At 47.3% G+C, this 20,875-nt stretch carries 17 protein-coding genes; 12 read left to right on the top strand and 5 right to left on the bottom strand.

Annotation, left to right across the window (positions count from 1 at the left end):
- Positions 1–2: 2 nt before the first annotated feature.
- The 12 genes from ureE to AC1DFM_RS32110 all read left to right on the top strand — a co-directional run bounded on the left by ureE (position 3) and on the right by AC1DFM_RS32110 (position 14,358).
- Positions 3–509, top strand: a complete 507-nt coding sequence (ureE, locus tag AC1DFM_RS32165) for an urease accessory protein UreE (protein WP_477080885.1) — start codon at positions 3–5, stop codon at positions 507–509.
- The gene (locus AC1DFM_RS32160; protein WP_477080884.1) at positions 506–1,201 is read left to right on the top strand and encodes an urease accessory protein UreF; all 696 of its coding nucleotides are present in this window, start codon (positions 506–508) and stop codon (positions 1,199–1,201) included. Before ureE ends, AC1DFM_RS32160 begins: the two co-directional genes overlap by 4 nt.
- 21 nt (positions 1,202–1,222) lie before the next feature.
- Positions 1,223–1,861, top strand: a complete 639-nt coding sequence (gene ureG, locus AC1DFM_RS32155; protein ID WP_477080883.1) for an urease accessory protein UreG — start codon at positions 1,223–1,225, stop codon at positions 1,859–1,861.
- A gap of 9 nt (positions 1,862–1,870) precedes the next feature.
- A complete protein-coding gene (locus AC1DFM_RS32150) occupies positions 1,871–2,668 on the top strand; it encodes an urease accessory protein UreD (protein WP_477080882.1) in 798 nt (265 codons plus the stop codon).
- Positions 2,665–3,366, top strand: coding sequence for a hypothetical protein (locus AC1DFM_RS32145; protein ID WP_477080881.1), 702 nt, complete (start codon positions 2,665–2,667; stop codon positions 3,364–3,366). Before AC1DFM_RS32150 ends, AC1DFM_RS32145 begins: the two co-directional genes overlap by 4 nt.
- A 12-nt stretch (positions 3,367–3,378) precedes the next feature.
- Positions 3,379–4,248: an urea transporter gene (locus tag AC1DFM_RS32140; protein ID WP_477080880.1), complete on the top strand. Its 870-nt coding sequence runs from the start codon at positions 3,379–3,381 to the stop codon at positions 4,246–4,248.
- 4 nt (positions 4,249–4,252) lie between these two features.
- Positions 4,253–6,250, top strand: a complete 1,998-nt coding sequence (locus AC1DFM_RS32135) for a TonB-dependent receptor (RefSeq protein WP_477080879.1) — start codon at positions 4,253–4,255, stop codon at positions 6,248–6,250.
- A gap of 125 nt (positions 6,251–6,375) precedes the next feature.
- Entirely contained in the window at positions 6,376–6,948 is a 573-nt protein-coding gene (locus tag AC1DFM_RS32130) for an RNA polymerase sigma factor (protein WP_477080878.1), read from the top strand.
- Positions 6,949–7,013: 65 nt separating this feature from the next.
- Positions 7,014–8,162: a FecR domain-containing protein gene (locus AC1DFM_RS32125; protein WP_477080877.1), complete on the top strand. Its 1,149-nt coding sequence runs from the start codon at positions 7,014–7,016 to the stop codon at positions 8,160–8,162.
- Between the two features lie 326 nt (positions 8,163–8,488).
- Positions 8,489–11,821: a TonB-dependent receptor gene (locus AC1DFM_RS32120; protein ID WP_477080876.1), complete on the top strand. Its 3,333-nt coding sequence runs from the start codon at positions 8,489–8,491 to the stop codon at positions 11,819–11,821.
- Between the two features lie 19 nt (positions 11,822–11,840).
- Positions 11,841–13,637 (top strand): RagB/SusD family nutrient uptake outer membrane protein, encoded by a 1,797-nt coding sequence (locus AC1DFM_RS32115; RefSeq protein ID WP_477080875.1) that lies wholly within the window; start codon positions 11,841–11,843, stop codon positions 13,635–13,637.
- A 10-nt stretch (positions 13,638–13,647) separates the two neighbouring features.
- A complete protein-coding gene (locus AC1DFM_RS32110; protein ID WP_477080874.1) occupies positions 13,648–14,358 on the top strand; it encodes a DUF3823 domain-containing protein in 711 nt (236 codons plus the stop codon).
- Between the two features lie 47 nt (positions 14,359–14,405).
- On the opposite strand, the gene AC1DFM_RS32105 is transcribed toward AC1DFM_RS32110, so the two are convergent.
- The 5 genes from AC1DFM_RS32105 to AC1DFM_RS32085 all read right to left on the bottom strand — a co-directional run bounded on the left by AC1DFM_RS32105 (position 14,406) and on the right by AC1DFM_RS32085 (position 20,860).
- Positions 14,406–16,616 (bottom strand): glycosyl hydrolase family 95 catalytic domain-containing protein, encoded by a 2,211-nt coding sequence (locus tag AC1DFM_RS32105; RefSeq protein ID WP_477080873.1) that lies wholly within the window; start codon positions 16,614–16,616, stop codon positions 14,406–14,408.
- Positions 16,617–16,877: 261 nt separating this feature from the next.
- A complete protein-coding gene (locus AC1DFM_RS32100) occupies positions 16,878–17,837 on the bottom strand; it encodes a tryptophan 2,3-dioxygenase family protein (RefSeq protein ID WP_477080872.1) in 960 nt (319 codons plus the stop codon).
- A 7-nt stretch (positions 17,838–17,844) separates the two neighbouring features.
- Positions 17,845–19,143, bottom strand: coding sequence for a kynureninase (gene kynU / locus AC1DFM_RS32095; RefSeq protein WP_477080871.1), 1,299 nt, complete (start codon positions 19,141–19,143; stop codon positions 17,845–17,847).
- A gap of 323 nt (positions 19,144–19,466) precedes the next feature.
- Positions 19,467–20,231: an SDR family NAD(P)-dependent oxidoreductase gene (locus tag AC1DFM_RS32090; protein ID WP_477080870.1), complete on the bottom strand. Its 765-nt coding sequence runs from the start codon at positions 20,229–20,231 to the stop codon at positions 19,467–19,469.
- A gap of 59 nt (positions 20,232–20,290) precedes the next feature.
- Positions 20,291–20,860, bottom strand: a complete 570-nt coding sequence (locus AC1DFM_RS32085; RefSeq protein ID WP_477080869.1) for a Crp/Fnr family transcriptional regulator — start codon at positions 20,858–20,860, stop codon at positions 20,291–20,293.
- Positions 20,861–20,875 lie beyond the last annotated feature (15 nt).

Raw genomic sequence — 20,875 nt, 5'->3', positions numbered from 1 at the left:
GTATGATTATAGAATCAGTACTAGGCAATACGGACAACCTATCGATCGCTGATCGGCCAGTAGACCTGCTGCACCTGGAATGGTTTGAAACGACTAAACGTATCCAGCGTAAGAAAACAGCGGCTGGCCGCGAGATCGCGATCCGCTTTCTCCGGGAAGGCCAGCGCCTGCGCCAGGGCGATATCCTGGTGATGGACGAGCAGCATGCAGTAGTGGTGGATAYCATTCCCAGCGATGCCATTGTTGTAACGCCGCGGAACCTGCTGGAAATGGGAAGCGTATGCTACGAAATAGGCAACAAACATCTTCCCGTATTCATACAAAACGACCAGGTACTACTGCCTTTCGAAGAACCGATATTCCGTTGGCTCCAGGCCAGCGGATATGCTATCGAAAAACAGCATACCCGTTTGACCAACCTGCTGAATGCCAATGTACAGCCGCATAGTCATGGTAGCGGCAGCAGTTCACTGTTCTCCAAAATTATGGGCCTAACATCGAAACAATGATGACGCATCACTTTTTCCTCGGCAGCCTGTTGCACCTGAGTGATCCCACACTGCCCATTGGTGGCTATACACATTCCAATGGCCTGGAAACGTATGTGCAACAAGGTATGGTGCACAATACCGCTACTGCGGAACAATTTGTACAACAAATGCTGACCGCCAACCTGCATTTCAACGATGCGGCCTTTGTATGCCTGGCTTACCAGGCGGCGGCCAACAACGATCTGCCGGCTCTCCTGTTGCTGGATGCAGAGCTGAGTGCATTGAAACTGCCTGCGGAAATACGCAATGCCAGCCAGAAGCTGGGGCTGCGACTGATCAAAATTTTCCGCCGGCAGCAGGCTTTTGCGTTCGCATCTGCCTATGAAAATGCCATCACAAAGAAACAAACAGACGGACACTATGCCATTGCCTTTGGCGTATATGCTTCCCTGTTAGAAATCCCCTTGCCGGAAGCCTTGTATGCATTTTACTATAATGCTACCGCCGGCATGGTGACAAATGCCGTGAAGCTGGTGCCCCTCGGGCAACTGGACGGGCAGGATATCCTGTTTCGTATGCAGACCGTAATTGCCGGATTGATAGAAAAAACCATTCACCTCGACAGAGACCTGGTGGGCGTATGCAATACCGGTTTTGATATCCGGTGTATGCAGCACGAACGCCTGTACTCCCGGTTATACATGTCTTAACTTTTTTAAAATTATCCACTCATGAGTGACAGAAAATATGTGAAAATTGGTGTAGCCGGCCCCGTAGGTTCCGGTAAAACAGCGCTGATTGAAAGGCTCTCCCGCCATCTGATGAATCATTACAGCATTGGTGTGATCACTAACGATATTTACACCAAAGAAGATGCGGAATTCCTCACTAAAAACAGCCTGCTTCCCAAAGAGCGCATCATTGGCGTAGAAACCGGCGGATGCCCGCATACTGCTATCCGCGAGGATGCCAGCATGAACCTGGAAGCAGTAGATGAAATGGCAGCCCGTTTCCCGGATGTGGAAATCATCATGATTGAAAGCGGCGGTGATAACCTTAGTGCCACTTTCAGCCCTGACCTGGCGGATGTTACCATCTTTGTTATTGATGTAGCAGAGGGAGATAAAATCCCGCGTAAAGGAGGTCCCGGCATTACCCGCTCTGACCTGCTGGTGATCAATAAAATTGACCTGGCGCCTTATGTACACGCAGATCTGGGCGTCATGGAAAGAGATGCCCGCAAAATGCGCAACGGTAAACCGTTTGTATTCACCAACCTGATGTCTTTACAAGGACTGGATACGGTGATTGGCTGGATTCAGAAATATGCATTGCTGGAAGACAGCGCAGAACCAGCTTTGGTGAGATAAACAAGCAGCATGAAGAACAGGCTAACTATCACGAGCGGATTTAAAAACCAGCGCTCGTACCTGAAAGATACTTTCTTTACGCCCCCTTTCCGGGTGGCCGACATCAGCGAACATCGCAGTGATCCTACGTTGTACCTGATGGTGATGAGCTCATCACCGGGGATGCTGGATGGAGACGACTATGATATTGATATTGTGGTAGAAGCAGGCAGCCGTCTCCAACTCCAGTCTCAGTCGTATCAACGACTGTTCAATATGCAGCGGGGCGCTACCCAGCAACAACGCATACAACTGCATCCCGGCTCGGCTTTCACCTATGTACAACATCCGGTGGTGCCACATGAGAATGCCATCTTTAAAGGGAAAAACCATATTGAGGTAGCGGATAATTGTATGCTCACCTTCGGGGAAATACTGACCTGTGGCAGAAAGCATTCCGGTGAGATATTCCGGTACAGCTCTTTCCACAATATCACGGAGATCTTCCATAACGGTCGCCTCCTGGTAAAAGATAATCTCCTGTTGCAGCCTGCCCTGGTGGATATGGCGGCCATCGGGCAAATGGAAGGATATACCCATCAGGCTACTTTGCTGCACGTCAACACCTGTACGCCAATCACTGAGGAGCAAGTAAATATTTTGTATGAGTTATTGGGAGATGAAAAAGCAGTATCCATAGGTATCAGCAATCCTTCCCCGTGCGTGCTGGGAGTGCGTATCCTTGGCAATGGAGGAGAGCAGCTATTTTCCTGTCTGCAACGCATCGCCGCTTATTTCCGGACCATTGAAAAAGAGATATTGGTATGAATGCAGGATTAACAACACTTGTGCTGTCGGCTGTTACCATCAGCTGTTTGCATACCGCCACCGGCCCGGATCACTATTTGCCCTTCATCGTTTTGTCGCGCTCCCGTAAATGGAAGCTGTCTAAAACAGTGTTGTGGACCGTACTCTGTGGCTTCGGGCATATCTTCAGTTCTGTATTAATCGGGCTGTTGGGTGTATTGCTGGGTTGGCAGCTATCAAAGCTCACCTGGTTCCAGGACGTAAGAGGCAACCTCTCCGGCTGGTGCCTGCTGGGATTTGGCGTACTCTATTTACTCTGGGGACTACGCCAGGCGTGGCTGAATAAACCACATAAACATTTCGATGTGTATGGCGACGGAGATATTTACGTATACGAACATAAACATGGAGAGATCGTATATCCGCAAAACCGCGTGAAAGTAACGCCCTGGATACTGTTTGCCATCTTCGTGATGGGGCCCAGTGAACCATTGGTACCCTTGCTTTTTTATTCCGGCTCTCATCGCTCGGGGCTGGAAGTGATTGTATTAATCACCGTATTCGCCATCACCACCGTACTCACCATGCTAACCATGGTATTGGTGGGTTGCTATGGTTATTCCATCATCAAAACAGATAAACTGGAACGTTATGTCCATGCTATAGGAGGGGCCGTGGTAACGCTTTGCGGCGTAGGCATGGTTTTCCTCGGCTGGTAAAATATCATACACATGCAAGAACAAAAATTGTTACCTGTCACCCGGCTTCTGAAGGGTGTAGGGCAAATCATGCTTCAACCGAACGCCTGGACCGGTGTACTTTTCCTCACAGGCATCTTCTATGATTCCGCCATCATGGGGCTTGCCGCTCTGCTGGCCGTATGCACCGGCACTGGTACCGCCTGGCTGTTGCGCTATCCGGAAGAAGAAATTAACCAGGGATTATATGGCTTTAGCCCTACGCTGGTAGGCGTAGCACTGACCTTCTATTTTGCGCCCACCCCGGTTATCTGGATCGCGGTGATGATTGGATCAGCATTGGCGGCCATACTTCAGCATGCCATGATTAAACGGAACATCCCTGGATTTACTTTACCGTTTATCCTTATCACATGGGTATTATTGTTTGTTTTCAAACATCTTTACGTGATAGCGCCTTCTGTAGAAGTAACCTCTGTAGCACAGGCATATGATGATTTCACCGTTACCACACACGGTTTTGGAGAAGTGATTTTCCAGGGCAGCATTTTAGCTGGACTGATTTTTTTCCTGGGTGTATATGTGAGCTCACCGGTTGCGGCGCTGTATGGCGTGATAGGATCTGTGCTGGGCGCCTATATTTCACTGCAGTTTGCAGAACCCGCAGCAGACATCCATATGGGGTTGCTTAGTTTCAACGCCGTTTTATGCGCCATTACTTTCTCCGGAAAGGATTTTAAAGATGGGGTTTGGGTATTGATAGCCGTCGTGCTTTCTGTGATGATTGATTTAGGCATGCTGGCCATGCACATGGCAGTGCTCACGTTCCCGTTTGTAGCCGCTTCCTGGGGCACGCTGGTATTGAAAAAATTGGTAACGAAGATGAATATAAAGAATGCTTAGACGAATGACAATCGCTGCGCTGATAGCAGCCGGACACTATGCTTATGCGGGAACACCGCAAGATTCCATTCCGTTAAAGGAATCCCACCTTTCTCCCATAGAAGTAACTGCGCCGAAAGTAGAACGCGCCATGCTGAAAGTGGATCTCAAAATGACGCCGGTCAATACCGCACAGGACTTACTGCGCAAAGTACCCGGGCTCTTTATTGCCCAACACGCCGGCGGTGGTAAAGCAGAACAGATATTTCTCCGGGGATTCGATAACGACCATGGCACGGATATTAATATCAGTGCGGACGGCATTCCCGTGAACATGGTGTCTCATGCACATGGACAGGGTTATGCTGATCTGCACTTCCTGATCCCGGAAACCATTGAAGGGATTGATTTTGGGAAAGGTGCTTATTATCCATCCAAAGGAGATCTGAATACCTCCGGGTATGTGAGCTTTCATACTTTCGACAGCCTTCCTGCCAGCATGGTAAAACTGGAAGCAGGTTCCTTCAACACCGTGCGGGGAACAGGATTATTTAACCTGTTGCATAAAAGCGGCGCCCGTGCAGAGAATGCATATATCGCTGCAGACTATGGCTACAGTGATGGTCCGTTTGATGTACCACAACATTTTAACCGGCTGAATCTCTTCGGAAAATATAACAAGTGGCTAAACGACCATAACTATATTAACTTCCAGGCTTCAACTTTTCGCAGCGGCTGGAATGCATCCGGGCAAATTCCGGAAAGAGCGGTAGCGGAAGGGTTGATTAGTCGCTGGGGCTCCATTGATCCCACAGAAGGTGGCAACACACAGCGTACCAATGCCGCATTTACCTGGCGCCATATTTTCAACAACAACGCGGAAACCACGTCCTTCCTGTATTACACACATTATGAATTCAATCTCTTTTCCAACTTCACCTTCTTCCTGAAAGATCCGGTGAATGGCGATGAAATTGAACAACGGGATGATCGCAATATGTTTGGCTTTCAGCAACAGTACACCCAACAGTTCGGCAATTTCCGCTGGGAATCCGGAGTGGGCGTTCGGGTAGATGATATCATGGACCTGGAGCTGAATCATGTGCATCGCCKGGATTCATTGCTGGGACGGGAGTCCTGGGGTAATGGTACCGAAACTAACCTATATGCCTACACGGGATTAACGTGGCATAAAAACGGCTGGACCATTGCACCGGGATTACGTTTCGACGAACTGCTGTTTAATTACCACGATCAGCTACTCCCTTCCACCGGTAGGGAGCAGGCGGCCAGGGTAAGTCCTAAATTAAATTTCAGCTACTCACCGAATACACATATTCAGTGGTATCTGAAAACCGGTCTTGGTTTTCACTCCAACGATATGCGGGTAGTCATACAGCAACAAGGCAGGAACATTATGCCAATGTCTGCCGGCGCTGATTTGGGCGCTATCTGGAAGCCACTGCATAACCTCTTTATACAACCTGCTATCTGGTATACCTATCTGCAACAGGAATTTGTATATGTGGGAGATGAAGCCGTAGTAGAACCCAGCGGTAAAACACGCAGACTGGGTGTAGACCTTACCGTGCGTTATCAGCCGGTTCGCTGGTTATACCTGGATGCGGATATCAACTATGCACATGGCCGTTTTATTGATGAGCCTAAAGGGACCAACTATATTCCGCTGGCGCCTGTGCTGACCAGCACCGGCGGCGCCGCCGTACAATTCGGTAAAGGATTTTCTGCGAATATGCGTTACCGTTATATGAAAGCCAGACCGGCCAATGAAGATAACAGTGTCACGGCACATGGTTATTTTGTGAACGACCTGGCATTAGCGTATACGCATAAAAACCTGGAATTCACCCTTGGCGCGCAAAACCTGTTTAATGTAAACTGGAATGAAGCGCAATTTGAAACCGAAACCAGACTGCAACAGGAGCAGCATCCGGTAACAGAGTTACATTATACACCGGGAACACCGTTTGCGTTGAAAGCAGGAGTGGCGGTGAGGTTTTAATGGGGCATAACAGGCGTGGCGATTACAGCGCCGGAAAAACAGGTGGATTATTGAACGGTATTTATTATTTTGCTTTAGATATCAACCAACTTTTATACACCGATTCGCCTGTAAGCGCCACGCCAATGACAAATGAACTGAGCGACCTGGAACTGTTTCAGCTACTCCAACAGGGGGATGAAGGCGCTTTTACCATTTTGTATAAACGATATTGGAAACTACTCTTTTCTATTGCTGCCAATAAACTGGACAGCCTCGGGGAAGCCGAAGAGCTGGTACAGGACGTATTCTCCGATATATGGGCCCGCCGAGGGCAAATTGAGTTGACCAGTCATCTGGCCGCTTACCTTGCCGTAGCGACTAAATACCGGGTGATTAATTTACAGGCCAGAAAAAAAAGAGCCCGGGCGTATTCCGCTTATGCACAGGAACAACTTTCACCACTCGACCATTCTACCGAACAATGGCTTGGTTTCGAAGAATTGAAGGCGCAATTATCCCTGCTGGTGGCGCAACTCCCGGAACGCTGCCGCGTTACCTATCAGCTTAGCCGCGAGCACGGGCTCTCCCAGAAAGAAATTGCCCGGGAAATGGATATCTCTGAAAAAGCAGTAGAACATAATCTCGCCAGGGCTATAAAATCACTGAAATCGGGACTCAAACACCTCTCCTCCCTCCTTTGCTCCACCCTCCCCTGATTTTTTTTCCGCCGCATATGGGGATAGGCCCATTTCGATTGACCTAATATAAACACCAGCTTGTTATGAGTGAGGAGCAATCACCATCGCGATACGAAATACTGGCAGAAAAATGGCTAACGGGAACGATTACACCGGAAGAAGCCAAAGAATATGCAGACTGGTACAATGCCGGTCAGGATGCCCCTGTGGACATTCCGGCGGCATTGGCCAGCAGTGAAAGCGATCACGAACAACGCATGCTCCGGCAAATAAAAAATAACCTGGGCATGCAGCAGTCTACCTCAACGCGGGTACGAAAATACGTATGGTGGGCAGCTGCCGCTATATTATTGGGCGTTGTTACCACCAGCTACCTGTTGACACATCGTACACCAACACCCCAGCCACCTTTGGCCGCTATACAGGATGTAATGCCCGGGTCAGACAAAGCCATTCTTACCCTCGGCAACGGACAACAAGTCATATTAGACAGTAGCAGCAGTGGGCAAATAGCCGCTCAAGGCAATGTGGCCATCATCAAAAAAGACGATGGCTCACTTTTATATACATCTCCCGAAAACACCCATACCCACGAAGTACTCTATAATACCCTGACCGTTCCCCGGGGAGGACAATATAAACTCACGCTCCCCGATGGCTCACGGGTATGGCTCAACGCCGCCAGCACCTTAAAGTATCCTACTGCTTTTACTGGCCCACAGCGGATTATAGAACTTAATGGAGAAGGATACTTTGAAGTAGCCCCCCAGGCAGGCAAACCATTTTTCGTATATACCCGACAGGTAAAAGTAGCCGTACTCGGTACCAGCTTCAATATCATGTCTTATCCCGATGAAAAAAACGTATATACGACCCTGTTATCCGGCGCGGTGAAAGTGACCAGCGGTCAACAGGAAAAACTGCTGACACCAGGCCACCAGGCCATTGCTGATAATGATAACAATGAGATGCTGGTACAGGAAGTAGAAACATCGCAGACTATTGCCTGGAAAGAAGGTATGTTCCGCTTTGCCGGCAATAATATCCCGATGGTATTACGGCAAATATCCCGGTGGTACGACATAGATATTGAATACCAGGGCACCCCTCCTTCCGGACATCTTACCGGGAAAGTACCCCGGCAGATGCCCCTATCGGACGTGATGCGTATCCTGGAACTCAGCGGCGTGCACTCCAGGCTGGAAAAAGGAAAGTTAATTGTATCGCACTAAGTATATATTCCACCGTTAGCAAAAGCTATTATTAACCAAAATCAATGTTCCGTTATGAAAAATGCGCCATAAACTGCGTACCCGGTAATCCATAAAAAAACCAGGAGCGCTTGGACCCGCCCCTGGCTGAATGTCTGGGTTACTATAAAACAACATCCGACTAAAGATTATTGATTTCTACACCCAAACACTGCAAATCTATGCAATTGGATTGTTATGTTAAAACCGTTCCTGTAGCACGGTTCCTATTCACCAGACGCCGCTTCAGGCGTCAGGCAAGCAGCCCGGTTAACGGCCCTTGCCTCCGTAATCAAGTTATCAGGGTTATGAAACTAACCAGCCTGTTACTCACACTATTTTGTTTGAACGTATCTGCCGGCGCCTTCGCACAGCGTATTTCACTCAACGTGAAAGATAAATCGCTCGAAAAGGTGTTTGACCTCATTGAACATCAAACGTCCTATACGTTTGTATACCGCAATGAATGGCTCACAGATACCAAACCAGTGAACATGAACATTACCGGCGCATCTATTGATGAGGTAATGAAAACCTGCTTAAAACAACAACCACTCTACTACGAAATCATCGACAAAACCATCATCGTTTCCCGCAAAGCCATCACCCCGGTGGTAGCCGCCACCCGCGCTGCCATCAGTGGAAAGGTGGTGGATGAAAAAGGTCGCCCGCTTTCGTATGTAAGCGTAAGTATTAAAGGCACCCAGAAAGGCGCCTACACAGACGACAACGGTGAATTCCGCCTGGATGCTGCAGAAACAGATGTCCTGGTAGTTTCCCTCGTGGGCTATAACAGCCGGGAAATAGCCGTGGGCCGACAATCCAGTCTGCAGATTGTACTCACGCCCGCCATCAGCGACCTTAACCAGATAGTGGTGGTAGGTTATGGCACCCAGAAAAAAGTAAATGTTACCGGCGCCGTTGCTTCCGTAAAAGGAAGTGAAATTGCCAAATCACCCGTTACCGATATCAGCAACTCCCTCGCCGGCAGATTACCTGGCATCAGGGCCGTGCAATATAGCGGAGAACCAGGTAAAGATGGCTCCAATATTGATATCCGCGGATTTGGTCCCGCACTGGTGATTGTAGATGGCGTTCCGGCTACCTTTCAACAACTGGACCCTTCCGAAATAGAAAGTATCTCCATCCTGAAAGATGCCTCTGCCGCCATTTACGGCGTACGTGCTGCCAATGGTGTTGTACTGGTAACTACGAAAAAAGGTACCGTATCCCGTCCTAAAATTACTTACAACGGATACACAGGGATACAAAGCAATACCAAATATCCCCGCTTCGTGAATGCCACAGAATTCGCGGAACTCACCGATGAATCACAACTCAACCAGAGCCTCCCCGTGGTATATGGCCCCGAAGCCGTACAGAAATTCCGGGAAGGCCAGAAAGGATATGAAAGCGTGAACTGGTTCAACGCCGCCATCCGGAAAAATAGTCCGCAACAATACCACAACATCAACGTCAGCGGCGGTACCGAAGCCACCCGCTACTTCTTTTCCCTCGGATACCTTAACCAACAAGGGATGTGGACCAGCGGCGATACCTGGTTTAAACGCTACAACTTCCGCAGTAATATCAGCACCAAAATCAGTAAACGCCTCACCGCTGAACTGAACCTGGGTGGGCGACTCGAAAACCGCCACTATCCGGGTGTTGAAGCCGGCGTACTCATGGATCAGGTGCAAAGAGCCTATCCTACCTATCCGCTTTATGCCAACGGTAATCCGGATTATTATGCGGTCACCAACATCTCTCAAAATGTACTCGCCAGCAGCAACAGCGATTATTCCGGCTATCAGGCACAGAAATACCGTAACCTTAGCGGCATCGCGGCGCTTACCTATGAGATCCCCTATGTGAGCGGATTAAGTGCCAAAGCCTTGTTCTCTTATCAGTCAGGTAATGAAAATGATAAGATCTGGAAGAAGAAATATGAGCTGTATAACTATGACGAGGCTACGAAAAAATATACCTCCGGATATATCGGTAACGCGCCCTCTACTTTAAAACAATTAAATGATCAGCGCGACAACAGCCTGTTGCAGTTCTCCCTCAACTACAACACCACCTTTGCCCGCGATCATCATATAAAAGCCTTACTCCTCGCCGAACAAAATCAAATCATACAGGGTAACTTCGACGCCTACCGTGAGTTTACACTCGATGGCCTCGACCAGCTCTTTGCCGGCGCCAGTACCAACAAAAATAATAACGGCGCTGCCAGTGAAGAAGCCTATATGGGTTATGTAGGCCGCGTGAACTACGACTATAAAAACCGCTACCTGCTGGAACTCGGATTTCGTTACGACGGCTCCTATAAATTTTCACCGGATCACCGCTGGGGCTTCTTCCCCACCGTTTCTGCAGGCTGGAGAATCAGTGAGGAACCTTTCTTCCATAATGCCACCAACATCGTCAACAACCTCAAAGTCAGAGGCTCCTGGGGTAAACTTGGAGATGATACCAGGGCCGGCGCCTTTCAATATCTCACCGGTTATACTTATCCCGCAGGTAAATATATTTTCGGAGGAAATATGCTCAGTGGTCTTACGCCCGCCGGCACACCAAACCCACTGCTCACCTGGTTCAATGCCACTACTACCAACATCGGCTTTGAAGCCGGTTTCCTGAAAGATATGCTGACCATTGAACTGGATCTCTTCTATCGCAACAGAACCGGATTACTGGCCAACCGTAACTTGTCGCTACCCGGCACTTACGGCGCCACCCTGCCACAGGAAAACCTGAACAGCGACCGCACACAGGGCTTTGAACTGGTATTGGGGTACAATAAGAAAATAGGTGATATCGTATTGAATGTATCTCCTAATATCACCTGGACCCGCACCAAAGATGTTCACCTGGAACGCGCCAACTCCACCAACGCGTACGCCAACTGGAGAGACAACAGAACAAACAGATGGCAGAATACAATCTGGGGCTACCGCGCCGCCGGACAATTCCAAAACCAGGATGAAATAGCCAATTGGGCCATACAGGATAAAAAAGGAAATACCACCCTCAAACCAGGAGATATCAAATATGAAGATCTCAACCACGATGGCATAATAGATCAGAACGATCAAACGATTATTGGTCGCGGCAATACACCTGAACTGTTCTATGGCCTGAACCTCTCCGCCACCTGGAAAGGATTTAGCCTGACCATCTTACTGCAGGGCGCCGCCAACTACAACGTGCTGATTGATGGTGCGCTGAAAGATCCTTTCAGCAACGGTAGTAATACCTACGCTTTCTTTACCGATCGCTGGCACCGCAAAGATCCCTATAATCCGCAAAGCGAATGGGTGCCGGGTAAATATCCGTCCACCATCGCTAATGGCCTCGACAACAATCGCCGTATTTCCACTTACTGGCTGAAAGATGCTTCCTACCTGCGTATGAAGACACTGGAATTAGGTTACAATCTGCCTAAACCATTGCTGGCTAAAGTAGGGATAGAACAGGTCAGATGCTACTTTGCGGCACAAAACCTGTTCACCTTCGACAACCTGAAATTTATTGATCCGGAAATCCCTACCAACGACGATACCAACTACGCTGGTAATGGTAAGTATTATCCGCAACAACGGGTACTTACCCTGGGACTCAACCTGCAATTCTGATCACCCATCAAGACTACACATGAAAAACATATATAAACACATCTCCTGCCTGCTGCTGGCCCTCGCCATCAGCTCCTGCAATAAGGACTTCCTTGACCGGAAAGCCCAAAACATCATTGCAGATGATGCAGCCTATGGCTCTTTATCAGGCATACAGGCACTCACCGCTACCCTGTATAATAATTTGCCCACAGAAGATTTTGATTATACCTGCGAAGGGAACCAGGCAGCATTTCCCAGCCAGGCAACAGATGAAGCCGTACGTTCCTATAGCTGGGGCGCCACACTGGACCCCATCCTAGGGGATGAAATGTTTCCCTGGTGGCAATATAACCACGTAAGAACCGTGAATGATTTCATTGAAAAAATTGGTACTACCACCAGCATCAGCAGTGAACTGAAAAACCGCTTCCTCGCGGAAGCCCGGTTCATCCGCGCCTTCTATTATTTTGCCCTGGTAAAACGATATGGTGGCGTACCGCTGATTACCAAAGTACAGCAGTTCAATGGCAACAACCTGGAAGAACTGAAAGTACCCCGTAACAAAGAACAGGAAATATATGAGTTCATAGGTACGGAACTGGATGCCATCACAGATCAACTTCCTGAAACCTATAGTGCCGATGAACGCTACAGGGCTACCCGCTACGCCGCCTATGCGCTTAAATGCCGCGCCATGCTTTACGCGGCGTCTATCGCCAAATATGGCGCCGTGCAATTGAATGGCATCGTTGGTATTTCCGGTAACGCAGAAGGATACTGGCAAAAAGCCTTTGATGCCGCCGCGCTGATTATCAATTCCGGCAAATTCCAGTTGTACAATGGTTATACCGACAAAGCCACTAACTTTCAACAGCTATTCCTCACCGCCGGTGACCTGGAGAAAAATAAAGAAATCATTTTTGTAAAAACGTATCTGTCGCCCGACCTCGCCCATGGCTTCGATTTCTTCAATGCGCCACAAAGCTTTAAAATAGACTACGGCTGCGCCACCAATCCGACCCTGGAACTGGCGGAAGAATTTGAGTATACAGATGGCAGCAAAGGCACCTTAAAAGTAAATGACGCAAGCGGTGCGCCGATTGTATATAGCAACCCGGCTGATTTATTCAAAAATAAAGATCCCCGGTTCGTAGCCAGTATTTTGCATCCGTTCGCCGCATGGCAAAATGGTATCCTGGAAATAAGAAGAGGGGTGATTGATAACGGCGTGAAATATACTGCCGCCAATCTCACCGACACCTATGGCAGCGGTGCTAACAGCATTCCACGTGTAGGTAAAGACGGCCCTATGATTTCCGGTGATCCTACTAAAACAGGCTTCTATATTAAAAAATTCATGGACCCCGTAAACCGGCTCAATGATGGTCGCTCTACCACTCCATGGACGATTTTCCGCTTTGGAGAAGTACTGCTCAACTATGCTGAAGCAGCCATTGAATTGGGTAAAACCGCTGAAGCCCTCAACGCCATCAATCAAATCAGGGATCGCGCCGGCATCAAACAACTGACAAGCATTACCCGCGACCAGGTACGACATGAGCGGAAAGTAGAGCTGGCCTTCGAAAATCACCGCTGGTGGGATATGTGCCGCTGGAGAGTGGCCACCGACGTGCTAAACAATACCCAGTTCCACTCTCTCTATCCGTGGCTGATGTGGGAAAATGGCCAGTCGCCCGCCAATATGAAGTATACCTTCGAAATTGTACCGACGCCTAAAAACACCCGCACTTTCCTGTCGAGAATGTATTACCAGAAAATACCCAACGGGGAAATCGATAAAAACAGCCGACTCGTTCAAAATCCAGGATTCTAAAATTTTCGTCATGAAACATTCTTTTCTCCATACATACAGCTTCCTGTTGCTGGCCGCCATTGCCTCCGGCAGTTGCAAAAAAGATAATTACCAAAGTCCCGATGCGCGGTTATATGGTATATTGAAAGATAATACCACTAACAACGCCGTGCCGGTACAAACCATGAATGGCGCGGTGATCCGGTACTATCAACTGGAATACAGCACCAACAATCCTAATCCGGTAAATACCGCCGTACATGCCGATGGCGCTTATGAAAATGCCATGCTGTTCTCCGGTAAGTATAAAGTAATAGCAGAAGGTCCTTTCTACTATCCGGATACACTGACCATACAAGTGAACGGGCAAACGCAACAGGATATACCGGTAAAACCATTTTTGTATATCAATGCAACCGCCAGCGATATAACGGCTAACAGTGTTACCCTAAAATATACGGTGAAGCGGAATGCCAATACGCAGAAAATAGCGCGTGTAGCGGCAGTAATAGGCACCACCGCCGGTGCAGATGTAAATAGTTATAAGTTGAATGATGCACAGGATGTACAAAATACACCGGATGCTACTATCGAAAGTACGACTTACGAAAAAACATTCACCGGGCTGCAACCCAATACTACTTACTATTTAAGAGCAGCGGCACGTACCGCGGGAGGCGCAGAAAATCCCTCGCAGTATTTTAATTATACGCCGGTTATTAAAATAACAACAGGACATTAAAAAATAAAACGGGGCCATAAAGGCCCCATTTTATTTTCTTGTTTTATTTATTCAGGCACTATTCTTATTTTTTCGCCCTTCGTGGTGGATATCGTAAACCTACCTCCTTTCATTTCTTCTGCACGCTGACCTCCTCTGATCACCCGTATCTTCCTGTTTTTCCAGGGATTATCGATGGTTAAAGTTCGTCCTCTTTCACTGACAAATTCCACGTCAGAAATATTGCCCGATTTTCTTTTGGCAGACACCAAAAATGCGCCGTTGGCTCTTAGTTGGTTAAACGAAGCGTCTATCCCTGCCGGTAGCACGGGAAATAACCGGATCACATTGCCCACACTCATACATAACATCTCATCAATAGCATTAGTGACCACACATGAATTTTCTATACCATGCACATTATTATTGATAAAGCCATTGGGGCGGGTATTGGCAATAAAAGCATGCAGTTTGTTATAGATGGTATCTGCATTATAGCCCACCCTGATGGCCGCCATAAAGAAGCTGCTGCTGGTATTATAATCTCTCCACCGTTTCATTTCATCTACCGTATTCCTGGACACTGACAACAACGCCGTATCGCTATCCAGTGTAATAGCATTTGACGGATAGATATGCTGGATACCCAGGCCATTGCCATCGTACCAATCCAATCCTTTCTCTGTATAGCGGAACACCACACGACCATTCCGGACTTGCGTGGGAAACGGGCTGATATGGTCCAGTATATTTTTCCATTTCTGCATCTCTGTTGGATGGATGTGCATATTGGCGCTCATATCAATCATCAGATTAAACACATTTCGCACTAACCCTAAAGACAGGATAGGATTGAGATCATGGCCAGATCCTTCGTGAATGGCGTCGTTATAAATGACATAACGTCCATCTTCCAATTTCAGATAATCTTCCCAGAACTCCGCCACTGCCTTTGCATACGGGTATATCTTTTCAGCATAATTGGTATCATAAGTGCTATACCAGTATTGCCCCATGTTTAGCAACGCATAAGCCGCATTAGACCGTTGCTGCCAAAACATACCCCCTTTTTCAATACCTGTTGGATGAAAACGGGAATATAATGTATCCACCTGCCGCGTCACTTCTATTCCCAGGGGGCCAATTCCCACCGGGTATAATACCCCTCTGGTATGTGTTACCTGTTCTGCATACCATTTCCCTCTCGGCATAAATGCCAGTACAGGGGCATCATGGGGCAATGCCTGTTCCAGGCGGTTGGCGGTATATAGCGCATAAAACGGCGCTTCAAAATTGTAATTCAGGTGGTAATCGTTATTCCACGCGGGGGTATCATCAGAGATCCATCCAAAAATTCCCGGAGGGAAATTTATATTCCGGCTACAGGCGCCCATGGTATACAAGCCCTGATAATAGCTTTTCATCATCACCGTATCATTCAATACCACATTGGATTTCTGCCAGTATTGTTTCCACCAGGCGTTATGCTCCTCCAGAAAACCGGCAACACTTCTTTCATCCATACCCGCAAGGCGGTCCCTGACGAACCCCAATGGATGCTGCTGTCCGAAATTACTTCCAACAGCTATCGCCAGGAGTAGTGGCTGCCCTTTTTTAACCAGAATTTCTGACCGTGTATCACTATTAATTATCTTTACCTTAATAGCTGCTTCTGCAGGTATATCCACCTCATCTTCGAAGGAACGTGTTTGCCATATAACATTTTTCAATCGTCCGGCAGAAAGTTTGGCCATCTTATTTTCCGGCGCCCCCAGATTAACAGATACTTTTGCATTCTGTTCCAACGCATCCACTTTAATAAAAATCAGGTTTTGCGTAGCGCAAACCCAGGAAGTAACAGATATATTATTACCAATCCGGGCCACAGTTTGGCCATTCCAGATATCCTGACTGGCCGAAAATGACTGCTCATTATTGTTGTCTATTGCCTGAAAGTCGATATCAAGGTGAGCTACCAGCCTGCTTCCCGCCTGACTAAACTCTCCATCTCCATGACCATATCTGGATACCCATCTGCCAAAATCAGTTTTTGAAATATAGTATCTCAGCTTATTGGGTTGATAACCGAATGTCGCCAGCAGGTCGCCATTACCCATCAGTGGCGCATCTGTAGAGGTATGCGTTGGAATTTCCTGAGGCGGTTTGGTCCAGGTATTTTTATACGGTGGAATAAAGGTAGATTGAGAAAATAGCTGTTTCGGTAACAGGAAGCAAAAGCATGCAATACCCCAATTTCTTAGCCTTACAAGTCGGTTCATCTTTTCGATTTTAAATAACAATAAATAAGCCGCGGGTGACGCGCACGGGTATTATTGTTCACTGTAGAAAAATTAAATGAATGCATGTCAGATTACCGGCGCAGTGGCCTGTAGTACAACATAACGTGGTTCTTAAATGAATAACGCGAATATAAAACTAATTTGCACTGAATGCAAGGGTAACTATGAGGTTTTAAAAAAACAACAACGCCGCTTACATCTCAGGGATGTAAGCGGCGGCGCTTTGACAGGAAGCTCCTGCTATATTTTATATGACTTCAATACATTCATCACCCAGCTTTTACCCCATTGTTCCACCTGTTCGGTTGTCCACAGATAGGGATAAAAAATCCTTTTCTGGAATCTTGGCGGCAGGTATTTCTGCCAGTTGGTACCTCCTGTAGCGGCAATATCTACCGGATCACGCTCCAGATAACGAACGGCCGATTTATAGTGAGAAAGCGGCCATTCTACGTTTACAAACAAATCCAGTTTTCTCAGTTCTTCTTCTACCACACTCATATCTTCCCCACTTTCCTTCAATGTTTTGTACAGGGCGGAGAAGTTAGTGCTGATATTATTCTGCGCCAGTTGCAACAGTTGTCCCGCATATTTCGCGATAAATTGTTGCAGGGTAAGCGTTTGCTTACCGGTAGATAATTCCGATGCGCCGTATTTCCAGTAGATATATTCAAACTGTTCCGCGAGTGATGCCTGTTTCAATTCCTCCCGCTTATCAAGGGTAACCAGTTGAATCAGGTCGGTAGAACAGATTTCAATCATGCGATACTGCCCGGATTGAAAACCACTGGCAGGCAACAACGACATTCTGAATTTCAGGAATTGTTCTTTATCCATTCCATCCACCATGATATCGAAAGATGATACCAGGGCTGTGAAGTAGGCATTGATCCTTTTTAGTCTGGAGGCAAAAAAATCAGGCGTCAGGGATGTGTTGGTACTGATTTGCCGGCATTCGTGCAGCGCCAGTTTAAAATACAGTTCCGTAATCTGGTGATACATGATGAAAACTTCCTCATCCGGGAAAGGCGTTTTCGGATGTTGAAGACTGAGCAATGTATCCAGGTGAATGTAGTCCCAATAAGTCAGATAATCTGCATACAGCAAACCATCCAGATAGGCTGTAATATCCTGTCCCATGACAGCATACTTCTCGTGCAGCCGGGATAGTCTGTCTTTTATTTCCGGTGTTATTTCCATCTGTCAGTTATTTTTTTTGTGTAACAAGTGTTTTGCTGATGGTCAGCATCCGTTCTGCTGTTAGAAACACATCTTCAAAACTGTTATAGAGGGGAACAGGACTTAACCTGATCACGTTAGGCTCGCGCCAGTCGCCGAGGACATTATTGGCCACCAGGGCATGAAATATTTCTTTGGCATTGTATTGCGCCACAATAGATACCTGGGCGCCTCTATCCCCTGCCGTTGACGGCGTAATGATCTTGTATTGTTCAAAGCCGAGACTTTTATTCACTTCACCGATCAGGTAACATAAATAGGCGCTCAGCTGCTGGCTCTTCTTTCTGAGTGGTTCCATGAAGCCCGCTTTCTCAAAAATTTTGAGGGAAGCATAATACAGCGACATCGGAATCACCTGAGTACAGCTCACCTGCCAGCCATCTGCACCGGCTTCAGGATGAAACCCTTTTTGCATTTTAAAGCGCTCTTGCTCCTGGTAACCCCACCACCCGGCGAAGCGATGGAGCTGTTTATCGGAAAAATGTTTTTCGTGTACAAAAATGCCACTGATACCACCAGGGCCGGCATTCTGGTATTTATAAGAACACCAGCAAGCGAAATCAATATTCCAATCATGCAGTTGTAAGGGCACATTTCCTGCCGCGTGCGCCAGATCAAACCCAACAACAGCGCCGGCAGCATGACCCGCCTTTGTAATAGCCGGCATATCAAACCATTGGCCGGTAAAATAATTGACGCCCCCAAAAAGTACCAGGGCAATCTCTTCTTTATTCGCTGCCATCACCGACAGTATATCTTCTGTTCTCAGTGTATGTTCTCCTTCTCTGGGCGCGACTTCTATAATAGCATCTTTTGGGTCGTAGCCATGAAACCTTACCTGGCTCTCCACTGCGTATTGATCGGAAGGAAAGGCGCCTGCTTCCATAATAATCTTGAACCTGGTGGCAGCAGGGCGATAGAAACTTACCATCAGCAGGTGCAAATTCACGGTGAGGGTATTCATTGGACATACCTCATGCGCGCCGGCGCCAACGATGTTGGCCATGAGCCCTTTTAGTTCTTTGTGGTAATACATCCATGGCGTTTCTCCTTCAAACCATCCTTCCACACCCAGGTTTTCCCAGTTGTTCAGTTGCTGGTCTACATACTTGCGGGATGATCTGGGCTGCAATCCCAGCGAATTTCCGCACATATAGATGATCGGCGCATTATTTTGTTGCGGAAACAGAAACTCGGCTCTCAGAAGGTGTAATGAATCCTGCTGATCAAGGCTTTGTGCAAAAGCCTGATTGTTTTCAAAAATCATTTCGGTAAAAATATTAATGGTTGGAAACCACGTCCATGGACATTACTGTCGATGACGCAAAACGATATACAAATGAATAGAAAGATGACAGCATAGGCTGCCTGCAGAAGGAGTTCCTGCTAAGAAGGACGGTTGATGATATTTTTATAGATATTCTGCATTGACCAGAAAGTACGGCAAAGCAAATATAAATTGATTATTCTGCCAAATAATTTTATAAATAACCATCTGTGAAGATGGGAATAGCAAGGAGGTGCTATAACATACGATAATAACCAAAAGGCTTCCTGACCGGAAGCCTTTTTACAATCTGGAAGAAGATATTACCAGGGTATCTTTTGTAATTGATGATTAAAGAAGTGCCCTTCATCGATAGGTGCTGTTACCGCCTTTACAATGCCCAATGCGCCTTCCGGCACTTCCATTGGCGCCGCAGCGGTTCCCATGGTTGTTTTCACCCAACCGGGGCTAACAGCATATACTGAAATTCCTGTTTCGGTTAACACTTGTTGCAAATAAACAGTGACTAAATTAAGTAGTGTTTTAGAGCTGTTATATCCAAATTTTTTCACCTGATAAATGGGAGACCCAGGGTCCGCATGCAGTTGAATACTCCCTAATTCACTACTCACATTTATAATACGTCCCTGATTGCTTTTCTTCAGCAAAGGCAACAGCGTTCTTGTCAGCTGCAGGGGGCCCCAGACGTTGACATCATATATTGCCTTAAAATCCGCTATATCGCCATCGAGGATAGTGTTAGACATTCGTTTCGTCACCTGGGTATTATTTCCCCCCGATATGGCGGCATTGTTAATCAATACATCCAGGCGACCATAGTGCTCGTTGATCCACTCATAGGCGGCCTTTATCTGTTGTGGATCAGTGATGTCGAGGGGAATAAATGCAGGGGTTAGCTGTTCCTGCTGTAACAGTTGAACCGCTTCCTGTCCTTTTCGCTCATTACGGCAGGAGAGTATCACCTGTTGTCCTTTTTGCAATAACTGCCGGGCTGTTTCCAGGCCCAATCCACGGTTTGCGCCAGTAATAAGTACAATCGCTGTTGATGACATTTGCCTGTTTTTCATACCTCAAAATTCGGGGATATGTCAGCGTCAAAAATTGTCTTAAGACAAGAAAAAGGATGTCAGGAAGTCTTACGGGCCCGGAGTCTGCTCAATGAAGTAGGCGTTATTCCAATAAAGGAAGCCAGGTGTTTTAAGGCGATACGTTGCATGTATTCCGGTTGTGCGAGTAAACGGTCGTATCGCTCCTGGGGCGTATCCAGTAAAAGGAAAGTGGCCCGGCACATGGTGCTGACCAATAATTTTTCCATGAGTCTGCGTCCAAATTCCTGGAACGCGGGAATATCGGCGTACAACTGTTGCAGCTGATCAAAGCTGATACTGTAAATACTGCTTTGCTCCAATGCCTGTATATAGTACCTGGACGGCTGCCGCATCAGAAAGCTGGTAGGTTCCGTTATTACCATCTCTTCAAACACCAACCAGGTGGTAATCTCCTCTTCCTTCTCATTTAATGCGTATAAACGAAAACATCCTTTCACAATAAAAGATATCGCTCCAGCGACCTGACCTTTCTTTAGGAGCAGGGCATCCTTTTCTATCTCCCTAAAACTAAATGCGGCAGCTACCTTTTCCAGTTCCGGCCCGGATAGATCACAGTAATCAGCAATAAAATCTGTTATACTATGCATGCTGAAAGATTATTA

The organism is Chitinophaga sp. 05T412, from assembly GCF_056396465.1.
The sequence above is the reverse complement of the archived record's forward strand: the minus strand, read 5'-3'. Positions and strand labels throughout refer to the sequence as shown.

Bases quoted from the DNA above. Each gene is read 5' to 3' on its own strand.
- AC1DFM_RS32160 (WP_477080884.1), top strand. From the start codon at position 506: ATGATGACGCATCACTTTTTCCTCGGCAGCCTGTTGCACCTGAGTGAT.
- ureG (WP_477080883.1), top strand. From the start codon at position 1,223: ATGAGTGACAGAAAATATGTGAAAATTGGTGTAGCCGGCCCCGTAGGT.
- AC1DFM_RS32150 (WP_477080882.1), top strand. From the start codon at position 1,871: ATGAAGAACAGGCTAACTATCACGAGCGGATTTAAAAACCAGCGCTCG.
- AC1DFM_RS32145 (WP_477080881.1), top strand. From the start codon at position 2,665: ATGAATGCAGGATTAACAACACTTGTGCTGTCGGCTGTTACCATCAGC.
- AC1DFM_RS32140 (WP_477080880.1), top strand. From the start codon at position 3,379: ATGCAAGAACAAAAATTGTTACCTGTCACCCGGCTTCTGAAGGGTGTA.
- AC1DFM_RS32130 (WP_477080878.1), top strand. From the start codon at position 6,376: ATGACAAATGAACTGAGCGACCTGGAACTGTTTCAGCTACTCCAACAG.
- AC1DFM_RS32125 (WP_477080877.1), top strand. From the start codon at position 7,014: ATGAGTGAGGAGCAATCACCATCGCGATACGAAATACTGGCAGAAAAA.
- AC1DFM_RS32120 (WP_477080876.1), top strand. From the start codon at position 8,489: ATGAAACTAACCAGCCTGTTACTCACACTATTTTGTTTGAACGTATCT.
- AC1DFM_RS32115 (WP_477080875.1), top strand. From the start codon at position 11,841: ATGAAAAACATATATAAACACATCTCCTGCCTGCTGCTGGCCCTCGCC.
- AC1DFM_RS32110 (WP_477080874.1), top strand. From the start codon at position 13,648: ATGAAACATTCTTTTCTCCATACATACAGCTTCCTGTTGCTGGCCGCC.
- AC1DFM_RS32105 (WP_477080873.1), bottom strand. From the start codon at position 16,616: ATGAACCGACTTGTAAGGCTAAGAAATTGGGGTATTGCATGCTTTTGC.
- AC1DFM_RS32100 (WP_477080872.1), bottom strand. From the start codon at position 17,837: ATGGAAATAACACCGGAAATAAAAGACAGACTATCCCGGCTGCACGAG.
- kynU (WP_477080871.1), bottom strand. From the start codon at position 19,143: ATGATTTTTGAAAACAATCAGGCTTTTGCACAAAGCCTTGATCAGCAG.
- AC1DFM_RS32090 (WP_477080870.1), bottom strand. From the start codon at position 20,231: ATGAAAAACAGGCAAATGTCATCAACAGCGATTGTACTTATTACTGGC.
- AC1DFM_RS32085 (WP_477080869.1), bottom strand. From the start codon at position 20,860: ATGCATAGTATAACAGATTTTATTGCTGATTACTGTGATCTATCCGGG.